At 34.9% G+C, this 21,159-nt stretch carries 20 protein-coding genes; 12 read left to right on the forward strand and 8 right to left on the reverse strand.

Going from position 1 to position 21,159, the window contains the following annotated elements:
- Positions 1-4: 4 nt before the first annotated feature.
- Entirely contained in the window at positions 5-1,924 is a 1,920-nt protein-coding gene (locus ABEB23_RS15515; RefSeq protein ID WP_348813537.1) for a LysM peptidoglycan-binding domain-containing protein, read from the reverse strand.
- Between the two features lie 60 nt (positions 1,925-1,984).
- Positions 1,985-3,514, reverse strand: coding sequence for a glutamine-hydrolyzing GMP synthase (gene guaA / locus ABEB23_RS15520; protein WP_348813538.1), 1,530 nt, complete (start codon positions 3,512-3,514; stop codon positions 1,985-1,987).
- A gap of 191 nt (positions 3,515-3,705) precedes the next feature.
- Here guaA and ABEB23_RS15525 point away from each other — a divergent pair, with 191 nt between their 5' ends.
- Positions 3,706-4,233, forward strand: a complete 528-nt coding sequence (locus tag ABEB23_RS15525) for a hypothetical protein (RefSeq protein ID WP_348813539.1) — start codon at positions 3,706-3,708, stop codon at positions 4,231-4,233.
- A 34-nt stretch (positions 4,234-4,267) separates the two neighbouring features.
- Here ABEB23_RS15525 and ABEB23_RS15530 read toward each other — a convergent pair whose 3' ends face one another.
- Complete coding sequence (locus ABEB23_RS15530; RefSeq protein ID WP_348813540.1) at positions 4,268-4,960, reverse strand: hypothetical protein; 693 nt, start codon at positions 4,958-4,960, stop codon at positions 4,268-4,270.
- Between the two features lie 135 nt (positions 4,961-5,095).
- Positions 5,096-5,692, reverse strand: coding sequence for a hypothetical protein (locus ABEB23_RS15535; protein ID WP_348813541.1), 597 nt, complete (start codon positions 5,690-5,692; stop codon positions 5,096-5,098).
- A gap of 278 nt (positions 5,693-5,970) precedes the next feature.
- On the opposite strand from ABEB23_RS15535, the gene ABEB23_RS15540 reads away from it, so the two are divergent.
- The 6 genes from ABEB23_RS15540 to ABEB23_RS15565 all read left to right on the forward strand — a co-directional run bounded on the left by ABEB23_RS15540 (position 5,971) and on the right by ABEB23_RS15565 (position 12,040).
- Entirely contained in the window at positions 5,971-6,360 is a 390-nt protein-coding gene (locus ABEB23_RS15540; RefSeq protein ID WP_348813542.1) for a RidA family protein, read from the forward strand.
- A 171-nt stretch (positions 6,361-6,531) separates the two neighbouring features.
- Positions 6,532-7,788, forward strand: a complete 1,257-nt coding sequence (locus ABEB23_RS15545; RefSeq protein ID WP_348813543.1) for a voltage-gated chloride channel family protein — start codon at positions 6,532-6,534, stop codon at positions 7,786-7,788.
- Positions 7,789-7,857: 69 nt separating this feature from the next.
- A complete protein-coding gene (locus ABEB23_RS15550) occupies positions 7,858-8,862 on the forward strand; it encodes a DHH family phosphoesterase (protein ID WP_348813544.1) in 1,005 nt (334 codons plus the stop codon).
- Between the two features lie 5 nt (positions 8,863-8,867).
- Positions 8,868-9,521 (forward strand): gliding motility-associated peptidyl-prolyl isomerase GldI, encoded by a 654-nt coding sequence (gene gldI / locus ABEB23_RS15555; RefSeq protein ID WP_348813546.1) that lies wholly within the window; start codon positions 8,868-8,870, stop codon positions 9,519-9,521.
- A gap of 93 nt (positions 9,522-9,614) precedes the next feature.
- Positions 9,615-10,739 carry a peptidylprolyl isomerase gene (locus ABEB23_RS15560; RefSeq protein ID WP_348813547.1) on the forward strand — a complete coding sequence of 375 codons (1,125 nt, stop codon included), beginning with the start codon at positions 9,615-9,617 and terminating at the stop codon, positions 10,737-10,739.
- A 53-nt stretch (positions 10,740-10,792) separates the two neighbouring features.
- Positions 10,793-12,040 (forward strand): peptidylprolyl isomerase, encoded by a 1,248-nt coding sequence (locus ABEB23_RS15565; protein ID WP_348813548.1) that lies wholly within the window; start codon positions 10,793-10,795, stop codon positions 12,038-12,040.
- Positions 12,041-12,238: 198 nt separating this feature from the next.
- Here the strand turns inward: ABEB23_RS15565 and ABEB23_RS15570 are convergent, their stop codons facing one another.
- The gene (locus tag ABEB23_RS15570) at positions 12,239-12,679 is read right to left on the reverse strand and encodes a hypothetical protein (protein WP_348813549.1); all 441 of its coding nucleotides are present in this window, start codon (positions 12,677-12,679) and stop codon (positions 12,239-12,241) included.
- 516 nt (positions 12,680-13,195) lie between these two features.
- Here ABEB23_RS15570 and ABEB23_RS15575 point away from each other — a divergent pair.
- The 4 genes from ABEB23_RS15575 to ABEB23_RS15590 all read left to right on the forward strand — a co-directional run bounded on the left by ABEB23_RS15575 (position 13,196) and on the right by ABEB23_RS15590 (position 17,940).
- Entirely contained in the window at positions 13,196-14,632 is a 1,437-nt protein-coding gene (locus ABEB23_RS15575) for a hypothetical protein (protein WP_348813550.1), read from the forward strand.
- Complete coding sequence (locus ABEB23_RS15580; RefSeq protein ID WP_348813551.1) at positions 14,629-15,291, forward strand: CPBP family intramembrane glutamic endopeptidase; 663 nt, start codon at positions 14,629-14,631, stop codon at positions 15,289-15,291. The genes ABEB23_RS15575 and ABEB23_RS15580 overlap by 4 nt, the downstream gene beginning before the upstream one ends.
- A 55-nt stretch (positions 15,292-15,346) precedes the next feature.
- Positions 15,347-16,030 carry a DUF6629 family protein gene (locus ABEB23_RS15585; protein WP_348813552.1) on the forward strand — a complete coding sequence of 228 codons (684 nt, stop codon included), beginning with the start codon at positions 15,347-15,349 and terminating at the stop codon, positions 16,028-16,030.
- A gap of 107 nt (positions 16,031-16,137) precedes the next feature.
- On the forward strand, positions 16,138-17,940 hold the full coding sequence (locus tag ABEB23_RS15590; protein WP_348813553.1) for a PAS domain S-box protein: 1,803 nt from the start codon (positions 16,138-16,140) through the stop codon (positions 17,938-17,940).
- Positions 17,941-17,958: 18 nt separating this feature from the next.
- Here ABEB23_RS15590 and ABEB23_RS15595 read toward each other — a convergent pair whose 3' ends face one another.
- The 3 genes from ABEB23_RS15595 to ABEB23_RS15605 all read right to left on the reverse strand — a co-directional run bounded on the left by ABEB23_RS15595 (position 17,959) and on the right by ABEB23_RS15605 (position 20,430).
- Positions 17,959-18,561 (reverse strand): GNAT family N-acetyltransferase, encoded by a 603-nt coding sequence (locus tag ABEB23_RS15595; RefSeq protein ID WP_348813554.1) that lies wholly within the window; start codon positions 18,559-18,561, stop codon positions 17,959-17,961.
- A gap of 227 nt (positions 18,562-18,788) precedes the next feature.
- Complete coding sequence (locus ABEB23_RS15600) at positions 18,789-19,145, reverse strand: hypothetical protein (protein WP_348813555.1); 357 nt, start codon at positions 19,143-19,145, stop codon at positions 18,789-18,791.
- Positions 19,146-19,251: 106 nt separating this feature from the next.
- On the reverse strand, positions 19,252-20,430 hold the full coding sequence (locus ABEB23_RS15605) for an AIR synthase related protein (protein WP_348813556.1): 1,179 nt from the start codon (positions 20,428-20,430) through the stop codon (positions 19,252-19,254).
- A 404-nt stretch (positions 20,431-20,834) separates the two neighbouring features.
- Here ABEB23_RS15605 and ABEB23_RS15610 point away from each other — a divergent pair, with 404 nt between their 5' ends.
- The gene (locus ABEB23_RS15610; protein WP_348813557.1) at positions 20,835-21,107 is read left to right on the forward strand and encodes a DUF4242 domain-containing protein; all 273 of its coding nucleotides are present in this window, start codon (positions 20,835-20,837) and stop codon (positions 21,105-21,107) included.
- Positions 21,108-21,159: the final 52 nt, after the last annotated feature.

Below are 21,159 nucleotides of genomic sequence, written 5' to 3' on the forward strand. Positions count from 1 at the left end.
TAAACTACTCTTTTTTGATTTTAACAACAAACATTTTTTCATAAAGCGGTTTATTTCTTTTTTGTTTGTATTCATAAAGCGCTTCTTCCTTCGTTTCAAAAAAATTTGTATACACATAATACGAAAGAATATTGATATTATAAAAGAAACTTGAATTCAGCTCTCCGGAATCAATTAATTTCATAATCAATTTATCTCTTTCTTCCGCTGCTCTATAATCTCCTAAAACAAGGTAATACCCTTCTTTTACCTCTTTGAGATTATCCAATACCTCAACTCTTGCTGCATTTTCAGAACTTATGGAATCCTTTCCCAATTCCTCCCTCATTTCTTGAATAGTGAGCGGTTTAACATCTTGAGGAGTTTGCCCTTTTTGAGATTCAATTGCTTTAGCTTGATATTTTTTTAATTTGACTAGCGCCAATTTATCATCATAATCCCTTGCCTCTCTACCATAAAAAGTTGCTTTGCTGATTTGACGTTTTAATTCAATCTTCTTTTCACTATCCAAAGAATCAATTTTGGCCAAAAGCTTATCATTCAATTCATCCCTTGTTTTTTGTTCTGCACTCATCTTCTCAAAAACAAGCATAGAAGAGTTACCGTTTACTGATTCGCTCCCATTTACTTTTCCGTTTTCTCTAACTTTTTTCTTGTATTCTAAATTTTCCTCTACTGCAATTCGCTCCGCTTTATTCATCAATGAAGCATAAACTTTTCGATTCTCAGCTAAATCTTTTTTAAGTTCATGGGACAATTGGTTTGTTTTGGCAATATTCGCATAAGATTGTTTTTCAAGTCGTTTAGAATCATCGAGATCATTAATCTCTACATTTTTCAATTCATCTAATTCTTCATTCATGGTATATACAAGGGAATCTAATTTGGAAATTAAAATATCCTGAATATTTTTATTTGCTTCCAAAACTAATTTAAGTCTTTCAACAGATCCCTCTTTTGAATCATCAATCTCTTTTAGATTAACCTTCAAATCATTTACTTTAAGAACCTTTTGATTAATCTCTTTTTGAGCCGCTAATTTATCTTCTAAATTTTCGTATTCAACGGCTTTAGCTTTTGACTTTTCAATGACAACCTGTTTCTCTGCCAAAGCAATCATCAGCTCTTCATTCTCATTCGTAGCTTTAATTTCCTTAACATTAATAGCCAACTTGTTTCCTTCAACCAATCCGTTTACGATTTCAGGATTTTGTGATTCCAATTGTTCTATTGTGATTCCGTATTTTTTGGATATTGAATATTTAGTTTCTTTAGGCAAAACGGTATGAAAAATAGTTTCACCAGTAATTATTCTTGCCTTACCATCCAAGGTTTTCTTTTTGTTTGGAATAACTAGATTTTGACCAATACGCAATCCGTCTTTAACAAGTTCTAAATTCACTTGTTCTAAATCGCGCACAGAAACATTATACGTTCTTGCGATACTAAACAAAGACTCTTTAGCCTTAACTTCATGAATAATTTTTGAAGAATTCATCGCAGCAGTTTTCTGATCCATTGCTTCAATGTTACTTTTTAGGCTGGACTCTTCTGGAATAATCAATTCCTGTCCTATTTTTAATCCATCCGTTAGCGTTGATTCATTGGCTTTTTGCAATTCTTCCACTTTAACATGATACTTTGTTGCCAATCCGTAAATGGTCTCTTTGGGTCCGACCACATGTATAATTTTTCCTTTTTGCTGAGAAGCTATATCTGGAACGGTCAGAATTTGATTTTCCTTAATTCCATTTTGGGATTCTGAATTAAGTCTGTAAATATCCGTGGGGGTTGTTTTGTACTTTTGGGCAATTTGGGTTATTGTTTCCCCTTTTGCTACGGTATGCTTTAATAAAATTTCCTGTCCTAAGACTACATTAGTAAATAATAAAATAGTAAATAAAACTCTTAAAATTTCTCTCATATAAATGTTTTTAAACAATTAAGTCATTACAAATGTAATGACTTAACGTTAAAAACGGTATTATTCCCATTCTATTGTGGCAGGCGGTTTTGAACTTATATCATAAACTACCCTATTCACTCCTTTTACTTTATTTATTATATCATTTGATATTTTCATCAAGAAATCATAAGGTAAATGTACCCAGTCAGCCGTCATACCATCGGTAGATTCTACGGCACGAAGCGCGATTACTTTTTCATAAGTACGCTCATCCCCCATAACACCAACACTATTTACAGGAAGCAAAATCGCTCCTGCTTGCCAAACTTTGTCATACAATCCCCAAGACTTTAATCCTTCAATAAAAACAGAATCAACCTCTTGCAAGATTCTAACTTTTTCTGGGGTAATATCTCCTAAAATTCTGATTGATAATCCTGGTCCCGGAAAAGGATGTCTTCCTAACAATTCAGGATCTATTCCTAATGAAGCACCAACCCTACGTACCTCATCTTTGAAAAGCATACGAAGTGGTTCAACAATTTTTAATTTCATATAATCAGGCAATCCACCCACATTATGATGTGATTTGATGGTTGCTGATGGTCCTTTTACCGAAACTGATTCAATAACATCAGGGTAGATTGTTCCTTGGGCTAACCATTTTACGTCTTCAATAAGGTGTGACTCGTCGTCGAAAACCTCGATAAAAACACGTCCAATAATTTTACGTTTGGCTTCAGGATCACTTACACCAGCAAGTTCTGAAAGAAAACGATCTCCGGCATCAACTCCTTTAACATTCAATCCCATTCCTTTGTATTGGTTCAATACATTTTGAAATTCGTTTTTACGAAGCAAACCGTTGTTTACAAAAATACAGTATAGATTTTTTCCAATAGCCTGATTCAATAAAACCGCCGCTACAGTAGAATCTACACCTCCAGAAAGTCCAAGGACCACTTTGTCATCTTGTAATTTTTCTTTTAATTCCGCTACCATCTCAGTAACGAAAGCATTTGGTGTAAAGTTTTGAGGAACTTCAGCAATTTTTACTAAAAAGTTCTCCAGCATTTTTGATCCGTCAGTAGAGTGAAAAACTTCAGGATGGTATTGAATAGCATATGTTGTCTCACCTTCAATCTTGTAAGCCGCATATTCCACATCATGTGTACTTGCTAATTTCACACCATTGGTTGGTAATTTTTTAATACTATCACTATGACTCATCCAAACTTGGCTATTTTCAGAAACACCTTCAAAAAAAGTTTCGTTTTCTTTAATATAAGACAAATTGGCTCTACCATATTCTCTAGTGTTTGAAGCAGCTACTTCACCACCACTAAAATGGGATAAGTATTGAGCACCGTAACAAACGGCTAACATTGGCAATTTTCCTCTGATTTCTGACAAATCAGGATGTGGTGCATCTTCTGAACGAACAGAAAATGGGCTACCACCCAGAATTACCGCTTTATAACTTGATAAATCACTCGGAACGTGATTGTATGGGAAAATTTCGCAGAATATATTTAATTCGCGAACTCTACGCGCAATAAGCTGAGTATATTGCGATCCGAAATCTAAAATAAGTACGTTGTGTTGCATGCGCAAAAATACTTTTTATATTCGAATTTGAAAAACTGAATTTTGAAAAAAATTAATTTTATTTATTAAGAAACTAAAATCCTACTTTTCTCGTACTTTATCCTAATAAATATGCATCAAAAAAAGAAAACAAATAAAAACTCTATTATGCTATTTTTGCAAGAACTTAATTTAAACCCCAATAATTAAAAATGAAAACAAAAAAAATTACCATTATTGCTATTTTAGCCCTACTTACTATTTCCTGCAATGAGATTGATAAGTTACTAACCTTTACCATTTCAAACGAAGCCACTTTTAAAGTAAACACCGGCTTACCTATTAACTCTCCTTCAGAAATACCTACACCTGATGTCACAACAAATTCCAGTACAGAATTTGAAAACAACAACACCAGAACCGATTTGGTAAAAGATGTGCAATTAAAAGAATTGAATCTATCAATAACTGATCCATCCGACAAAACGTTCAGCTTTCTTAAATCAGTACACATGTATATTTCGACTACTGCTGACGATGAGATAGAATTGGGGTATCACGACAATATCAGTTCAACTTCAAATACTATTTCTCTAATTTGTACAACACAAAAATTAGACAAATACATCAAAGCATCCAGTTATAAAATAAGAACTAAGGTAACTACAAAGGAAACGTTGACACAAGATATAACCGTAAAAGCAGATATGAAGTTCCGCGTTACGGCAGATCCTTTTTAGATTTAAAAAAAATCAAAGAGTAATTATTTTAAAATTACTCTTTGATTAATATAATAGTTGCCTTAAAACCGGTTCCAAGATTCCATTGGCTTGCCGAAATAAGTGTTCCTTTATCATCATAAACTTGAAATTCTGCAGTATTAGGACCGGAAGTTCCCTGATTTAAGGCCTCAAAATCAATCTTGTTAAAACCTTTATCCAAAACTATTTCGAAACCTTTAAAATTACTTTCCAGTATAACTCCTGTTTGAATCACCCTATCATTTAAGTGTACACGAATGGCATCACCATCGACATATTCTGCATCCCTGTATAAAACTTTTGCGGATAATGACTTGGTTTTAAAATCACCTAAATCTTGATTTCTTCGATACACAATACCTTGCATATTGTCCTGTTTTTTATTCAGTCTATCTGTAACAGCCGCTCCAGGATTCACAAAATCATTTTTCGGCATCATCGAAAAATTATTGGTCGTCCCTAATTGATAAGAGGTGTTGGGATTCGGTTTTGTAATAAGAAGGTCTGGACTTTTAAAAACATCCGGAGCTTTAATCGAAGGTATATCAGAATTTGGAGGTGCAACAGTAGGCGGAGTGGTCGTTTTTTTTGGCGTTATTGGAAATTTAGCAGGTGGAATAGCCTTAAATTTAGAACTAAATTCACTTTGAGCATATCCACTTAATGTAAAACCAATTATGCAAATAAATAATAAAATCTGTTTCATATCGTATTGATAGTGATTGATCAATTTTCAGTTTTTAAAATAAAAAACAGTACTGTCCCGCAAAAATAACATAATTTAATTTTGTTCCATATTATTTAACGAATCGAAAAATTAAATTCTAAAAAAAATCCATTTTTATTCTTTAATCAACATAAGAGTAGCTTTAAAACCGGTTCCAAGATTCCATTGGCTTATTGAGACAGCAACTCCTTTGTCGTCATAAACCTCAAACTCTGCTGTATTCGGTGAGGCGGAGCCTTCGTTTAAAGCTTCAAAATCAATTCTATTAAGGCCTTTTTCTAACTTTATCTCAAATCCTTTAAATTCTCCATCCAAAACAACCTCAGGCTCAATTATTTTACCGTTTAAATATACTTTTATCCTGTCACCATCCACATATGCAGCATCTCGATAACGTATTTTGGAGGTTATTGATTTCGTTTTAAAACTACCCAAGTATTGATTTCTCTTATAAAAGACACCTTCAGAATTCTCCTCTTTTTTATAAAGATTCGCATCTTTAAAAAGATCCTCAGGATTGACCTGCAAATAATCCGGTTTTTCTACCACATCAGGAGGTGTAATTTTTGGCGAAACTTCTTTTGGTGGAACGACTTCCTTATTTTTTGATTTCTTGGCTTGAATTGGTTTAAATTTAGCATCGAATTCATTCTGGGCATATCCACTTAAAGAAATACCTACTACAATAATAAAAAACAATATTCTTTTCATAAGACTTAGCTATTAGTTAATCAGTGTGTGTGTATTTTAAAATTAAAAAATTAAAACCATGAAATTGAAATAATTAGACTTTCATTAATAACATCCAATTATAGAATTTATTACATTTTAGAACATCATTCATTCTAAAAACTGGTAAGCATAATTCAACTTTTAATTAAAAATCAGGATTTTTTATTTCTCGATTTTTTCATAAATTGCAAAAAATATACCAAAACTTAAATTGTATTTTAAAACATTAAAAATCAACACAACAAACAAAAATTAAAATGAAAAGAGAAAACATCTTGACAGGCTCACCATGGGAAGACAAAATGGGTTATTGTCGTGCGGTTCGCATTGGAAATATCATTGAAGTATCCGGAACAGTAGCAATTGTAGATGGTGAAAAAGTAAAAGCTGACGATGCCCATGCGCAAACCTTAAATATTTTAGAACGCGTTGAAAAAGTATTGGAAGATCTCAATGTCAGCATGAAAGATGTCATCCGTACCAGAATATTCACTACTGACATTACAACTTTTGAGGCAGTTGCTACCGCTCACGCCGCCTTCTTTAAAGACATCAAACCTACAACTGGTTTTTACGAAATCAGTAAACTGGTAGCCCCGGAATATTTAGTGGAAATTGAATTTACCGCTGTAGCTTCCGAAAAATAACAAACTGCTTTTGCAGTACCTTAATAGCCACCAATACACAAATTAGTGTATTGGCGGCATTTTTTTTTAGAAGCTATCTTAAAAGCGCTATAAATTTCATCCTTTTAAACTATTTTTGAAATCAATAATTATTTCTATGATAACAACTACCAATTCTGTATCGGACAATTAATGAATCTAGAAAAAGCAAAAACAACAATAGTACTGTCACTCAAATGGATTCTCATTTGTGCTTTGACCGGAATTTTTTCCGGTTCGGCTTCTGCTTTCTTTTTGGTTTCCTTAGAATGGGTTACACAAATTAGAGAACTCAACAATTGGCTTATTTGGCTTTTGCCGTTAGGCGGACTTATAATCGGTTTACTATATCATTATTTGGGTAAAGATGTTGTTAAAGGGAATAATTTATTGCTGGAAGAATACGAGAATCCTAAAAAAACCATTCCTTTAAAAATGGCTCCTTTAGTACTTATTGGCACTTTAGTTACCCATCTTTTTGGAGGTTCGGCGGGCCGCGAAGGTACTGCAGTACAGATGGGTGGTGCGATTTCCGACCAATTTACCGGTCTCTTCAAACTCAGCAATTCCGACAGAAAAACAGTAATCATTTTGGGCATCAGCGCTGGTTTTGCTTCAGTTTTCGGCACGCCTTTGGCTGGAGCCTTATTTGCTTTGGAGGTTGTATATTTTAGCAAAATCAGTTTCAAAAGCAGCGTTTTATCTTTCTTAACAGCTTACATCGCTTACTTTACCGTTGAATTTTGGAACGTAAAACATACCCACTACAGTATCCCCACAGTTCCCGAAATGAATTTCATCACTTTGATTTGGGTAATTGCGATTAGCGTTTTATTTGGCTTAGCAGCCATGCTATTTTCAAGAAGCACTCATTTTTGGGGAAAATTATTTGCCACAACTATCGTATTCCCACCTATGCGCCCATTTATTGGAGGAATTCTTCTTGCCATAACAATCTATTTTATCGGAACCACGAAATACATTGGCTTAGGAGTGCCCGTGATTGTGGATTCGTTTTCAACTCCAAATGCATCATATGATTTTCTTTTAAAAATACTCTTTACTGGTTTTACTTTGGGTGCTGGATTTAAAGGTGGCGAAGTAACACCCCTTTTCTTTGTTGGTGCCACTCTAGGAAGTGCACTATCCATTTTTGTTCCTTTACCTATTGCCCTTTTGGCAGGCATGGGATTTGTGGCAGTCTTTTCAGGTGCAACCCACACACCGATCGCATGTTCAGTAATGGGGATGGAACTTTTTGGTGTTGAAAGTGGTCTTTTCATTGGGCTAGCTTGTTTAGTTGCCTATTTCGCTTCGGGGCATGTGGGAATCTACCACTCCCAAATAGTTAAGGGGCCTAAATTCCATTTGTATCAAAAAATAAACAGAAAAAAACTTGACCTTTTCTAAGATCGTAAAAACGTGTTAATTATTTAAATGATTTCAACTTTACATTAAAAAAATGTAATTTCGCACACTATGAAAATACAAGACATTCAAGCGATACAGTTGTTACTAGCAACTCCAAAAAAAATTGCCATAATTCCACACAGAGGTCCTGACGGGGACGCGATGGGTTCTACCTTGGGTTTATATCATTTTTTATTAAAAAACCATCATCAGCCAACCGTTATTTCTCCAAATGAATTTCCTCATTTTTTAGATTGGATGCCAGGTGCCGGTACGGTTAAAATTTTCGAAAAAGACAAAGAAAACTGCACTAAAATACTGGAAGAAGCCGATATCATTTTCACATTGGACTTTAACGCATTGCACCGTGTAGGTAGTATGGAAGAAGTTTTATCCAAACTCAAGGCACCGTTTATCATGATTGACCATCATCAATACCCACATGATTACGCTACTTACACCTACTCAGATACTGCATTTGGTTCTACTTGTGAAATGCTTTACAATTTCATTGTTTATCTGGACAAAAAACAAGATATAGACGAAACAATCGGAACTTGTATTTACACCGGAATCCTGACTGATTCAGGTTCTTTTCGTTTTCCAAAAACAACAGGGGACACACACCGAATTATTGCCGAATTAATTGATTTGGGAGTAAAAAATACTGTGATCCCAACTTTACTTTTTGATAACAGTTCGTTTGGCCGTTTACAATTGTTGGGAAGAGCGCTTCAAAACATGAAGGTGCTAACCGAGCATAAAACCGCTTATACTACGCTTACGCAAGATGAACTTGACTCTTTCGATCACGTAAAAGGTGACACAGAAGGTATTGTAAACTATGGTTTGAGCATTAAAGGAATTATTTTTACTGCTATTTTTATCGAAAATAAAGAAGAAAAAATCATCAAAATTTCGTTCCGTTCCCAAGGTGATTTTGACGTCAATCAGTTTGCCAGAGACCATTTTAATGGTGGCGGGCATCATAATGCAGCCGGCGGAAAATCCGAGGCATCCATGGACGAAACGGTTCAAAAATTTGAAGATTTAGTAAAAAACCTAAGTATCTAAATATTATGAAATACAGCAAGATAATTATAATCTTTTTCGTTTTGGCCGCATTTACAACAAGCTGCAAGCAAAGCCAGGAAGCCAGACGACCTATTTCGCAGGCTTCGGGTTCCTTCATGAAAAAATCGGCAGAACGAAACAAAAAATTAGTGGCCAGTGAAGAAGGACAAATCAAAGCTGTAATTAAAAAAAATCCTAAGGTAAAATTTATCGCTTCAACTAAGGGATATTGGTATGCCTATCAAGCCAAAAATCTATTAGACACTCTGACTCCAAAAAAAGGAGATGTTGCTTTTTTCGATTATGAACTCAAAGATTTAAAAGGCAATATTATTTACTCCCAACAGGAATTACAACCCCAAACCTATTATGTTGATAAACAAAACATCATGATGGGATTGCGAGATGGTATAAAATTAATGCATAAAAAAGAGAAAGTAGTTTTCCTTTTCACGTCACATATGGGCTACGGTTACCACGGTGATAACAAAAAAATTGGAACTAACCAGCCTCTTCTATGCACTGTAACACTTCGTGATTTTAAATCGGAAGCAGCTTATAAAAAAGAAACCGAATTAAAAATGGCAACTCCAACGGCAACACCCGCAGCGGAAAAAGTTACGGCCGAAATCAAACCCAAAGACACCATAACGCAATAAAAAATAATTTTAGAAATGAAATAGCCATAATTCAAAAACAATAATGAAGAATGGCAATACCATATACCTTTAAAAAACAAATATTTACTTCGTATGAAAAAAAGAATCTTATTCCTATTCCTGACAATTGCCTCTCTTTATTCTTGTAAAGATGAACACAGTAGTCTTCCTGACGGTTTATATGCTGATATTGAAACCAATAAAGGTAACATAATCGTAGAATTGGATTATAAAAGAGCCCCTATTACTGTTGCAAATTTTGTGACTTTGGCCGAAGGAAAAAATGAATTTATCACTAATGAAAACCTAAAAAACAGACCTTTCTACGATGGTTTGAAATTTCACCGCGTAATTGAAGATTTCATGATTCAAGGAGGAGATCCTTTGGGAACAGGTTCCGGTGATACAGGTTACAAATTCAAAGATGAGTTTTCTGACCTGCGTTTTGACAAAGGCGGTGTTTTGGCAATGGCCAATAACGGACCAACAACCAACAGCAGTCAGTTTTTTATTACTCATCTTGAAACCCCTTGGTTAGACGGGAAGCATACTATTTTTGGTCATGTTGTCGAAAAAGGAATGGATGTGGTTAATTCAATCAAACAAGATGATTACATGGTTAAAGTAACCATTATCCGTAATGGAACTGCCGCTAAAAAGTTTGATGCCGTAAAAACTTTCCGTGATTATTTTACTGTAGAATCAGAAAGCCAAAAGAAACAATTAGCTATTGATGCTGAAAACAAAAGAATATATGATGCCAAATACAAAGGGGTTCGCGACGAAAAAGTAGCTTATTACGCTGCTTTAAAAGCAAAAGCGACAAAATCAAAAACAGGCTTACAATATGTTATTACCAAAAAAGGAAACGGTAAAAAACCAGCCATTGGAGCTAACCTTTACATTCATTATGCCGGCTTTCTGGAAAATGGCGAATTGTTTGACAGCAGTATTGAAAGTGTATGCAAAGTTTTTGGAACCTATGATAAAAATAGAGCGGCTCAAGGTGGCTACCGTCCTATTCCTTTTCAAGCAGGAAGAAAAGATGGTATGATTCCAGGTTTTATCGAAGGATTGGAAAAATTATCTTTCGGAGACAAAGCGGTATTGTTTATCCCATCCCGATTAGGATATGGTGAAGCAGGTGCCGGCGGAGTGATTCCACCAAATGCTAATATTATTTTTGAAGTGGAATTAATGGACGCTATGCCACAATAAAAGAATAAAACAAACGATTAGATTATAAAAATCAAGACTTAAATTAAAACAAAATGAAATTCAAACTGCTATTTTTATTGTTTTTTGGGGTGCTGGGTCTTCAGGCACAGACTACTAAAAAAACAGTTCCTGCCAAAAAACCAACCACAACAACAGCAGCAAAAACTACTGTAAAACCGGCCGCTAAACCCGCTGCAAAAGCCCCTACTGCTGATGAAGGGATTTTTGTAACGATGTCTACCAACAAAGGAGATATCGTCATGCAATTAGAATACCAAAAAACACCTATTACCGTAGCCAACTTTATCAGTTTAGCAGAAGGAACAAACCCATTTGTAACCAATCAGAAACTAAAAGGAAAACCCTTTTTTGATGGTCTAAAATTCCACAGAGTTATCAAGGATTTTATGATTCAGGGTGGAGATCCTGAAGGAAATGGTTCCGGCGGTCCAGGCTATGCTTTCAAAGATGAATTTACAGATTTGAAACACGATAAAGGCGGTATTCTTTCTATGGCTAATTCTGGTCCAACTACTAATGGAAGTCAGTTTTTCATTACTCATAAAGAGACTTCATGGTTAGACGGAAAGCACACTGTTTTTGGTCATGTTACTGAAGGAATGAGTGTTGTAAACAGTATTGCTCAAGAAGATGTGATTACTAAAGTGACTATTACCAGAAAAGGAGCTTTAGCAAAGAAATTTGATGCGCCAAAAGTATTCTCAGATTATTTCGCAAACAAAGCTGAAGATGCAAAAAAGCAGGCTGCAATAGAGGCTGAAAAGAAAGCGAAACAGGCCGCGGTTGATGCTGAAAATAAAAAAGTCTATTTAGAAAAATTCGGCCCAGTTATTAGTGCAAAAGCCGCTTATTTGGCAACAACAAAAGCGAGCGGAACTACAACTCCTTCTGGATTGACTTATAAAATAGTTCAAAAAGGGACTGGTGTAAAACCAGCTGACGGCACAACTTTCTTTTTTCATTATGCCGGATATTTTGAAGACGGAACCTTGTTTGACAGTAGCTATGAAGATGTAAATAAAGCCTACGGAAAATACGATGCTAACAGAGCCGCTCAAAACGGATACCAGGCTTTCCCTTTTCAGGCGGGCAAAAAAGACGGAATGATTCCAGGATTTTTAGAAGGATTAAACCTTATGAATCTAGGTGAGAAAGCAGTACTTTTTATCCCTTCTAATTTGGCTTATGGTGAAAGAGGTGCCGGCGGAGTAATTCCTCCAAATACAATGCTAATTTTCGAATTAGAAATATTTGAAAAAGCACCCGCTCCAAAACAATAAATTTTAAAAAGTATTCAATAAAAAACCCGACAGTTCACCAAAGAGAATTGTCGGGTTTGTTTTTTCAAATTATTTCGATGAATACTACTACCCAAAAAATCAATACACGGATTTATGTTAATTATAAAAAAATTGAAATTCGTGTTTTTCTGTGGGATGCATTCTATTTGCGTACTATTAATATTCTACAGAAATGAATTATTTCTTTCCGAATTTCCAGTCGAATTCGTCTTTTTGGTTGATAATGGCACCAATTTCAAATTTGACAACCTCATCAAATTCAGTTTGTAGGATAATCCAATTGTCTTCGTTAAAATAATTTTCGAAAGTGTCAAACTCTTCTTGGGTAAATTTGGTTATTCCTTTGGCGGCCAAATCTTTTTTAACGTCACTGATTTTTTTACCGATTATTTTATTACCAAACAACTCTAATTCAGGACTGGAAGCTACAATATACCCCAATTTAAGATCTTCTTCTTTATAAAAAGTCAAACGCATTTTAAGTTTATTGTAAACAAAAATCACATTATCGTCTTCGTCTTTGTAATTTCTATCCGGTTTACCGTAAATAGCGCTAACGTCATTTTGTTTCATTCCAAAAAGGAGCTTCTCGATTCCGTTTTTTAAATTGATTTTCATATTCATTTATTTTGCTGCAAAGTTCGCAAAGTTTTTTACAAAATATACTACGTTTTATGTTTAAAAAAAGAAAATGAAAATTGGTTCAGTTCATGTATTCTGAACTAGGCAACGCATGAGTTTAAAAAACAACAGCAGATTCACTTTTAACCAAGCTTTCCTTTTTATTTAAATTAGCAAACCCTTTCTTAATAATAAAAACTATAATATATTGATTTTCAGTTGCTAAAATCATAATTTATTTTTAATTTAGCTTTAGTTAAGGATTCTTTTATCCGTCTATCCCCAAATCAATATAGTTTTTTTTCAAATTAGACAGTAATAAAAAAACTGTCTGTTTTCACATTACAATTGTTTCGAAAAATGAAGGGATAGTATTTCTACTTTCTGCATTACTGCCTTTCTTTAGCATTTACATTTTTACAAAGCGGTTTAATCTTAATCTGCATATTGGAACTACTATCCGAATGCAAAACTACACCTACAAAAATTGTATCATGAATTAAAAGAAACAAAATGGCAGACTATAAATACGAAAGATTTCTAAACGAGGATGCAAAACTAGCAAATAGAGAATCCAAGCGCATTAGCTGGTTGCCTATTGCGCTTATGGTGCTTCTTGTTGTTATATTGATTGGAATCTGGTATCAGTTTAAAGAGGAAAAACGTTTTGCCGTTGTGAATTTCTATGGAAAAGGAAGCGCAATTAACCTATCAAAAAACTACAATCTGACCCAATTTTATTCCACTAAAAAAAATAAAGGATCTGTACTTGCCGAAAAAGGTGATTTATTGGGTTTTAATACTATTCTTATTCCTTTTGACAAAGTAAAAGAAGATTCGCTGCTAATAGACGATTCGGGAGATTCCCTAGTTTTTGTGAATGGAAAAATAAACAGCCTTATCATATCTGACAAAACGGATTTACTTCCTTGGTTTGACAAAATGAAAGACTCCGATCTCTCTGATCTTAAAACTATCTGCTTCCGATCAAAAATCCCTGAAAGCTATATTCCATATTTAAAAAAAATTGCCAATAAAAAACCAAATACTGCTTTGATCGTTGAAGAAAATGATTCGGTTAACATATTGGAATCGTATTTTAAAAAGGCCGCTTTTTTTAAGCCTCGTTTTGTTTCGGTCTTTCTTTCCCAAAAGCAATTCCCTTTATTGAAACATTTTGAAATGGTAAAACATCTTTATCTCGTTGTCCCCGATTCAGTTATTACCACTCCATTACCGAATATGTCCTATTTAAAACAATGCATTGTATATGGGGACAACATTAAGGCCATTCATCCCTCCTTTTTGATTAACAACAAACAAGTCGAAAAATTGAGTTTGTTTGCTTGTTTGACGGACTATACTTTTTTACAGCAACTGGTAAATCTAAAGCAACTTAGTATTAATAATTTTGACTGTGAAGGAAATCTGGAGAAAATAGCGAATTTGCAAGACAAATTCCCTGAACTATCTGTCTTGATATTTTCCGGTGTTTATAGCAAGATTGACCGACTTTTGGAATATGAAAACCTGAAATGGTTAGGGCTTCCTAAAAATACCACACAGACACAATTTGATTCTATAACTACCCAATTAACAGATTTACAAGTACTGGAATTTCAAGGAAGTAATCTCATCAAAAATTGGGCTGGCTTACAAAAATTACCTAGGCTGAAAGGACTTATCATAACAGACACATTAACCGACAAAGCATCACTTTATAAACTAAAAGACTTAAGATATCTCTCTGTTCCTCAAAAAAACAAAAAAGACAGTACTAATGTTCTCGCATTGGAAAAAGCTTTGCCCGGCTGTCTAATTGTACCTAATCGCGGTGCCTGTCTCGGTTCGGGTTGGCTGCTTTTATTGATCCCCCTCACCATAATGTTTAGTGTTATATTCAATAGAAAAGTATTAAAAAGGTCTCTCAAAAAAAAACGTACCCTATGAATTCCTTACAACTAAAATTGATGCAAAAAAGAGCACAAAGAGCTGTGCTGGATGCCTTGCTATGTAGTTTGGGGCTTGCCATTTTTGCTTATTTGGTCACTAATCCTTTTCCGTACAAAATTACAGCACTATTTCCGTTATTAATAACAGCATTCATTATCAGTCGTCAAATAAAGTCTCCTTTACGAACTTTTAAACTTTTATTCGAAAATGTCTCATCACTAAAAATAGCCATCTATACTATAATCGGTATCCAAATGGGTTTGGCAGCTGCCATGTATCATAGAGGTAATCTTGGAATGACGGTACTTCCGGAAGCGTTCAGAAGTTTTGCGTTGATTGCCGCAAGCATTGGTATTTTGGAAGAATTGGTATTTCGAGGTTTTATACAAGGAAGACTTATGTTACTAAATACTAATTTTGCAGTGTTATTCGCGGCCTTTGCGCATGCATTTTACAAAGTTTGTTTATTTCTGTCTCCAGCAGCGCCCTATCAGCAAGATTTAACAGCATTTTTCTTCTGGTCTTTTGCAGCCTATGTTGCGCTTGGTTTATTACGATTCTACTCTAAAAGCATGATTCCCGTCATTATATCACATGCTGTTTTCGACTTAATTGTATATGCCGAAATTCTTGAAGCCCCTTGGTGGGTATGGTAATACATCTTTCCATTCATCAACAGTCAGATTTTTTTAACCAAAAAAAACAGAACGTATGTGTTTTTCAGCCAGTGCAAGTTTTGGAGCCGGGATTATTCTTTCTGCAATAACAGTAGGAACCATTAAAAGAACGGAAGAACCTTATCAAATTTACTTTTCGTTCATCCCATTAATTTTTTGTATTCAGCAAATTACAGAAGGCCTCTTGTGGTTGTCCCTGACTGATCTTGTTTTTACCCCTTTACAACAACCCACGACCTATGTTTTCCTTTTCTTTGCTCAAGTGGTCTGGCCATGGTGGTTACCCTATTCCATATTACAACTAGAACAGGATAAGACCCGGAAAAAATTTATACGAATACTATTTATAATGGGCGCGCTGGTTTCACTATATCTGGCTTCCTGTTTGGTTCTCTATCCTGTGGAAGCGAAAATAATTGGCTACCATATCACCTATAAACAAGACTATCCCATTCGATTTGGTGGTTACGGTGATTTTATTTATAGTATGGCTACTATTTTACCTGCCCTAATTTCAAGTATCAAACGCATGTGGATTTTGGGTGCGGTCATCTCTATTTCCTATCTCATAACAGTACTGTTTTACTCTGATTATGTCATTTCGGTTTGGTGCTTTTTCGCTTCGGTCATAAGTTTCACCGTCTTGTTCCTTTTAGTAACAATGAAAAACTCAAATGAAAGGCGGACTGCCCATAGCAAGCGCCAATTACATGCTTAATCCCAATACAAAAGATTAGAAATCACTGCTTAAATTAAATATAATTTCCTAACTTTAGTACACACAATCAGCTATTATTTAGTCTATTAAAGTTACATTTACAGACCATGAAAATTACTTTCGAAAAAAAAATATTACTGGGATACATCATTAATTTAATGGTTGTTGTTGCTTTAGTTTGGATTTTTATTTCAAGAATTGATGAAGATAGAGATCACTCTTTAGATAAGACCATGGACGGAATAACCCTTGCACTATTTATTCTTTCAATAATTTTATTAACTATTGTATATTTTATTATTCGGGCACAACTACGCGCCAAAAATATTTCACAAAATTTACTCCTGGAAAACAAACAGCTTTTACAATCCATTATTGATAACACCAGTAATCCGATATTCATCAAAAAATTAAATGGCGAATATCTATTGGTTAATAAACAATATGGGTCCTTATTCGAAATTTCGAATGAAAAAATAATTGGAAAAACAGATCATGATTTCTTACCTAAAAGTATTGCAGACATCTATCGAAGTTCCGACTTAGAAGTCGTGAAGGTCTTAAGAGAATTAAAAACCGAAGAATCCATTCAACAATTAGACGGTATGCATACTTATATTGCCGTTAAATTCCCTTTGTATGATGTGACAGGAAGAATATATGCCATAGGCGGAATTTCAACAGATATCACCGAACGAAAAAAACTGGAAGAGTCCTTAAAATCTGTTAACAAATTGTTTTATATGGCCGTAGACATCATGGTTATTGCTTCTAAGGACAAATTTATAAAAATCAATCCTGCACTCAGTAAAGTATTAGGATATACCGACGACGAATTACTGACCAACACATTTTTCACTTATGTTCATCCGGATGACAAGGAAATCACAAAAAGGGAAATTGACAAACTCCAAATGGGCGCTTTGACTATTAAATTTGAAAACCGTTGGATCTGTAAAGACGGATCCGTAAAATGGCTAGTATGGTCTGCCTCGCCAGATCTTTCAACGGGATTACTATACGCAGTTGCTGTTGATGTTACACAGCAAAAAGAAAATGAGAAATCTTTAATTTTTGCTGACAAATTTTTTAATATGTCTTTTGACATTCTCTCAGTTGCCAAAAATGAGCATTTCATAAAAATCAATCCTGCTTTTACCAAAACACTTGGTTATGACCAGAAGGACATGGATCATATAAAATTTATGGATTTAACACATCCGGAAGACCGAGTCATTGCCGATGAAGTATTGGCAAAACTTTTAAAAGGTGATCCCATTGTCGATTTTGTAGACCGTGTCCTCTGTAAAGACGGCACCTACAAATGGCTGAATTGGCATAGTAATATTGATTTAAAGCAAGGCGAATTGTATTCTGTTGCACGTGATATAACCGAACAGGTAAAATTAGAACAGGAGCAGCAAAAAGCCATAAATGAACTCTATGAAAACGAAGAGAAATTAAGATTAATTGTTGAAAATATCGGTGAAGGTGTTATTGTAGCTAATGCTGATAAAAAAATAGTTATGGCTAATGATATGGCCAATGAACTTTTTGGAATCGCAGAAGACGATGAGATATCCCCTAATATGACCCATCATTTTGAACTCTATTTCCCCGACGAAAAATCTACTTTTCCTTCCCAAAATTTACCAATGGAACGCGCTTTAAACGGAGAAGTCACAGATGATGTTGATCTGGTTCTTTGGAATCCAAATACACATGAAAAAAGAAGGGTTCTCATTAGCGGAAGACCCTTAGTGGACCAGGAAAATAATGTAGTGGCTGCCGTAGTCACGATCAAAGACATCAGTAAATACAAACAATTGGAAGAAGAATTAAAACAAAGCGAATCGAAATACAGACAATTAATTGGTTTCAAAAAAGGAGGAGGAGGAGATAATATTTAAAATTTATATTTTCTTCAGCTACAATTTTTCTTTTAGATTCTGTTTTACGTTATCGAACCATTCTGTTTTTAGAATACTCAAAACAATACTGTCCCGACGGAGTTCGCTATCAAAAGTGGGCATATGATTTCGCAATACCCCTTCGACAGTACAACCGATACTTCTCATTGCAGCAATGCTACGTTGGTTATTATTGTCCGCACGAAATTCGACGCGTTCCATACCAAGAGTTTCGAAAGCAAATTGCAAGAGTAAAAATTTACAATGTTTGTTTAATCCAGTACCTCTGAAATTTTTTCCGTACCAAGTATATCCCAATTGCAGGGTTTTGAACCCCAAATTAATATCGTAAAAACGGGTACTGCCTGCGTATTTTCCTGATTTTTTATCGAAAACTATAAAGGGAAACTCCGTTTGATTCTTTCTTGCCTTCAGTGCAATTTGTATATAGTTTTCTAAATTTTCTTTACCATCGGCACGTACCAGGGAATATTCCCAGGTTTCTGGTTCATTGAGGGAAATCTCTAATAGATGTTCGACATCTGATTCCTGCAAAGAACGCAATAAAACGGTATCGTCTTCGAGAATTATGTTTTGTGGAAAATGCAATGTTTCTTTCATATTGAAGGAAATATCAATTTATAATTAATCGTACTGGGTTGCAATCGATTTTATTTGTTAACCTTAATAGCCCAGATCAAAGTGAAAAGCCCGGACTGCAAAAAATAATTTTTCTTGTTCTAAAAGAGCGACCAACGGAAGCTCTTTTTAGGATATAGAAAAGTATTATTATTAAAGGAGTCCCGAAGTGTCGGGATAACGAAGAGCTGGATTTGCTCCTTAAAATATTATTCATTCATTTCGTCATAGCGCTCTGGAACTTGCGGGTCATACAACGGGCATTTGAATTCTTCCATAGTATCTACGAGGAGATTCATTGTTTTGCCTTCGGTTCCATAACAATCAATCTGTATGCTTTGAGGTGTTGTTTTGACTTGAAAAGCACCTTTTCCGTTAGGGTTTTTCCAACTATTTTCATCAACTTTTTCCCAGTTTGAAAACACACTATTGATTCTGTTCAAAATAACCGCCACGGGAAGATCCTCTAGTCCCTCAACGATTTGCTGCTCCGTAATAGCTTCATAAACCAAATGATGGTTTAAATAGATTCCGTCCTGATATCTCCAAAAAATTAATTCGTACATAATCTTTAAAGTTACAAAGGTTCTGAGGTTCTGAGTTACTACGATTCTATATAACTGAAATGCAAAATCTCAGTAACTTAGTTCCTTAGTCTCTTAGCAACTCTAATTAATATTCGAAAGTTCCGTATTCGCTGCTAATCGTCAATTTTTTAGCATCGGACGCCTCTACTCTACCCACGATTTGTGCGTCTACATTAAACGATTTTGAGATTGCGATAATGTCTTGGGCAACCGCTTCAGGAACGTAAATTTCCATACGATGTCCACAATTGAAGACCTGGTACATTTCTTTCCAATCTGTTTTAGATTGCTCCTGAATCAGTTTGAACAAAGGTGGCACCGGAAATAAATTATCTTTTATTATGTGCAGGTTTTGCACAAAATGTAAAATTTTGGTTTGTGCTCCTCCACTACAATGCACCATTCCGTGAATTTCTGCAGAAGAGTATTTGTCTAAAATTTTCTTAATGATAGGCGCATAGGTACGTGTTGGAGAAAGTACTAATTGTCCGGCATCGATAGGTGAATTCTCTACAGCATCGGTCAATTTTACCTGTCCGGAATAAATCAAGTCTTCAGGAACTGCGGCATCGTAACTCTCCGGATATTTGGCAGCCAAATACTTCCCGAAAACATCATGACGTGCTGAAGTCAATCCGTTACTTCCCATTCCGCCATTATAGCTCTTTTCGTAAGTGGCCTGACCAAAAGAAGTCAAACCTACAATTACGTCACCAGCCTGTATATTTGCATTATCAATCACATCACTGCGTTTCATTCGAGCCGTAACCGTCGAATCAACAATAATGGTTCGAACAATATCTCCTACATCGGCAGTTTCTCCACCAGTAGAATGTATGGTTACCCCAAAAGAATCCAATTCTTTGATTAATTCTTCGGTTCCGTTGATGATTGCGGAAATTACTTCGGCAGGAATTAAATTTTTATTTCTTCCAATAGTTGAAGAAAGCAAAATATTATCAGTAGCTCCTACACACAATAAATCATCGATATTCATTATTAAAGCATCTTGAGCAATGCCTTTCCAAACTGAAATATCACCAGTTTCTTTCCAATACATGTAAGCCAAAGAGGATTTTGTTCCCGCGCCATCAGCATGCATAATCAAGCAATACTCTTCATCTTGAGTTAGATAATCAGGGACTATTTTACAAAATGCTTGAGGAAATAATCCTTTATCTATATTTTTTATAGCGTTATGTACATCCTCTTTGGATGCCGAAACACCTCGCTGCGCGTATCTTTTTGAAGTATCTGAACTCATGTAGTGTAATTGTGTCTACTGCTTTTTAGGCAAGTGGTTTAGCGGCAAAGATAAATATTTTTTTGTGTTTTGCCTTCAGGTTTTTGGAAGTGTTTTATGAATTTGAAAATCCACGAGCGAAATATGAATTTATTTTATTAAATTTATAATAACAAATTAATTACCAACTAATTACATACCCTGCAAGAAGAACTTCCTTAAGTTAAATATGATTATCTGGTCGATTTCCTAAAGTAAACCGATACTGCTTTTGAGAGAAATTCATCAGCGAAAAACAAAGCTCAGGAACTATTTAATATATTTTAAAACATAAATTAAACTATAAAGTGGAAACCAGCGACCACTATAAAAAACGGGGCGATACCGAAAAGCCATAAGAGTAGGAAACTTAAAACCTAAATAAGATGCCTAAATTCTTAATCGAAAGAGAAATTCCAGGTGCAGGAAAACTGTCTGCCGAACAATTGAAAGCTATTTCACAAACATCCTGTGGAGTATTGAATAAAATGGGACCCGAAATCCAGTGGGTCAACAGCCATGTGACAGAAAATAAAATCTATTGTGTTTATATTGCCCCTAACAAGGAAATGGTACTTGAGCACGCAAAGCAAGGCGGGTTTCCGGCAAATTCCGTGAGTCAAGTGTCCACAATCATTGATCCGACAACCGCAGAATAATTTTCAAAACCTCAAAAACAATAAAAAAGCCTATCTGTTTAAGATAGGCTTT

It is taken from the genome of Flavobacterium maritimum, from assembly GCF_040049085.1.
Classification (GTDB): domain Bacteria; phylum Bacteroidota; class Bacteroidia; order Flavobacteriales; family Flavobacteriaceae; genus Flavobacterium; species Flavobacterium maritimum.

Coding starts and splice junctions, on each gene's coding strand:
- ABEB23_RS15515 (WP_348813537.1), bottom strand. CDS start 1,924: ATGAGAGAAATTTTAAGAGTTTTATTTACTATTTTATTATTTACTAAT.
- guaA (WP_348813538.1), bottom strand. CDS start 3,514: ATGCAACACAACGTACTTATTTTAGATTTCGGATCGCAATATACTCAG.
- ABEB23_RS15525 (WP_348813539.1), top strand. CDS start 3,706: ATGAAAACAAAAAAAATTACCATTATTGCTATTTTAGCCCTACTTACT.
- ABEB23_RS15530 (WP_348813540.1), bottom strand. CDS start 4,960: ATGAAACAGATTTTATTATTTATTTGCATAATTGGTTTTACATTAAGT.
- ABEB23_RS15535 (WP_348813541.1), bottom strand. CDS start 5,692: ATGAAAAGAATATTGTTTTTTATTATTGTAGTAGGTATTTCTTTAAGT.
- ABEB23_RS15540 (WP_348813542.1), top strand. CDS start 5,971: ATGAAAAGAGAAAACATCTTGACAGGCTCACCATGGGAAGACAAAATG.
- ABEB23_RS15545 (WP_348813543.1), top strand. CDS start 6,532: ATGAATCTAGAAAAAGCAAAAACAACAATAGTACTGTCACTCAAATGG.
- ABEB23_RS15550 (WP_348813544.1), top strand. CDS start 7,858: ATGAAAATACAAGACATTCAAGCGATACAGTTGTTACTAGCAACTCCA.
- gldI (WP_348813546.1), top strand. CDS start 8,868: ATGAAATACAGCAAGATAATTATAATCTTTTTCGTTTTGGCCGCATTT.
- ABEB23_RS15560 (WP_348813547.1), top strand. CDS start 9,615: ATGAAAAAAAGAATCTTATTCCTATTCCTGACAATTGCCTCTCTTTAT.
- ABEB23_RS15565 (WP_348813548.1), top strand. CDS start 10,793: ATGAAATTCAAACTGCTATTTTTATTGTTTTTTGGGGTGCTGGGTCTT.
- ABEB23_RS15570 (WP_348813549.1), bottom strand. CDS start 12,679: ATGAAAATCAATTTAAAAAACGGAATCGAGAAGCTCCTTTTTGGAATG.
- ABEB23_RS15575 (WP_348813550.1), top strand. CDS start 13,196: ATGGCAGACTATAAATACGAAAGATTTCTAAACGAGGATGCAAAACTA.
- ABEB23_RS15580 (WP_348813551.1), top strand. CDS start 14,629: ATGAATTCCTTACAACTAAAATTGATGCAAAAAAGAGCACAAAGAGCT.
- ABEB23_RS15585 (WP_348813552.1), top strand. CDS start 15,347: ATGTGTTTTTCAGCCAGTGCAAGTTTTGGAGCCGGGATTATTCTTTCT.
- ABEB23_RS15590 (WP_348813553.1), top strand. CDS start 16,138: ATGAAAATTACTTTCGAAAAAAAAATATTACTGGGATACATCATTAAT.
- ABEB23_RS15595 (WP_348813554.1), bottom strand. CDS start 18,561: ATGAAAGAAACATTGCATTTTCCACAAAACATAATTCTCGAAGACGAT.
- ABEB23_RS15600 (WP_348813555.1), bottom strand. CDS start 19,145: ATGTACGAATTAATTTTTTGGAGATATCAGGACGGAATCTATTTAAAC.
- ABEB23_RS15605 (WP_348813556.1), bottom strand. CDS start 20,430: ATGAGTTCAGATACTTCAAAAAGATACGCGCAGCGAGGTGTTTCGGCA.
- ABEB23_RS15610 (WP_348813557.1), top strand. CDS start 20,835: ATGCCTAAATTCTTAATCGAAAGAGAAATTCCAGGTGCAGGAAAACTG.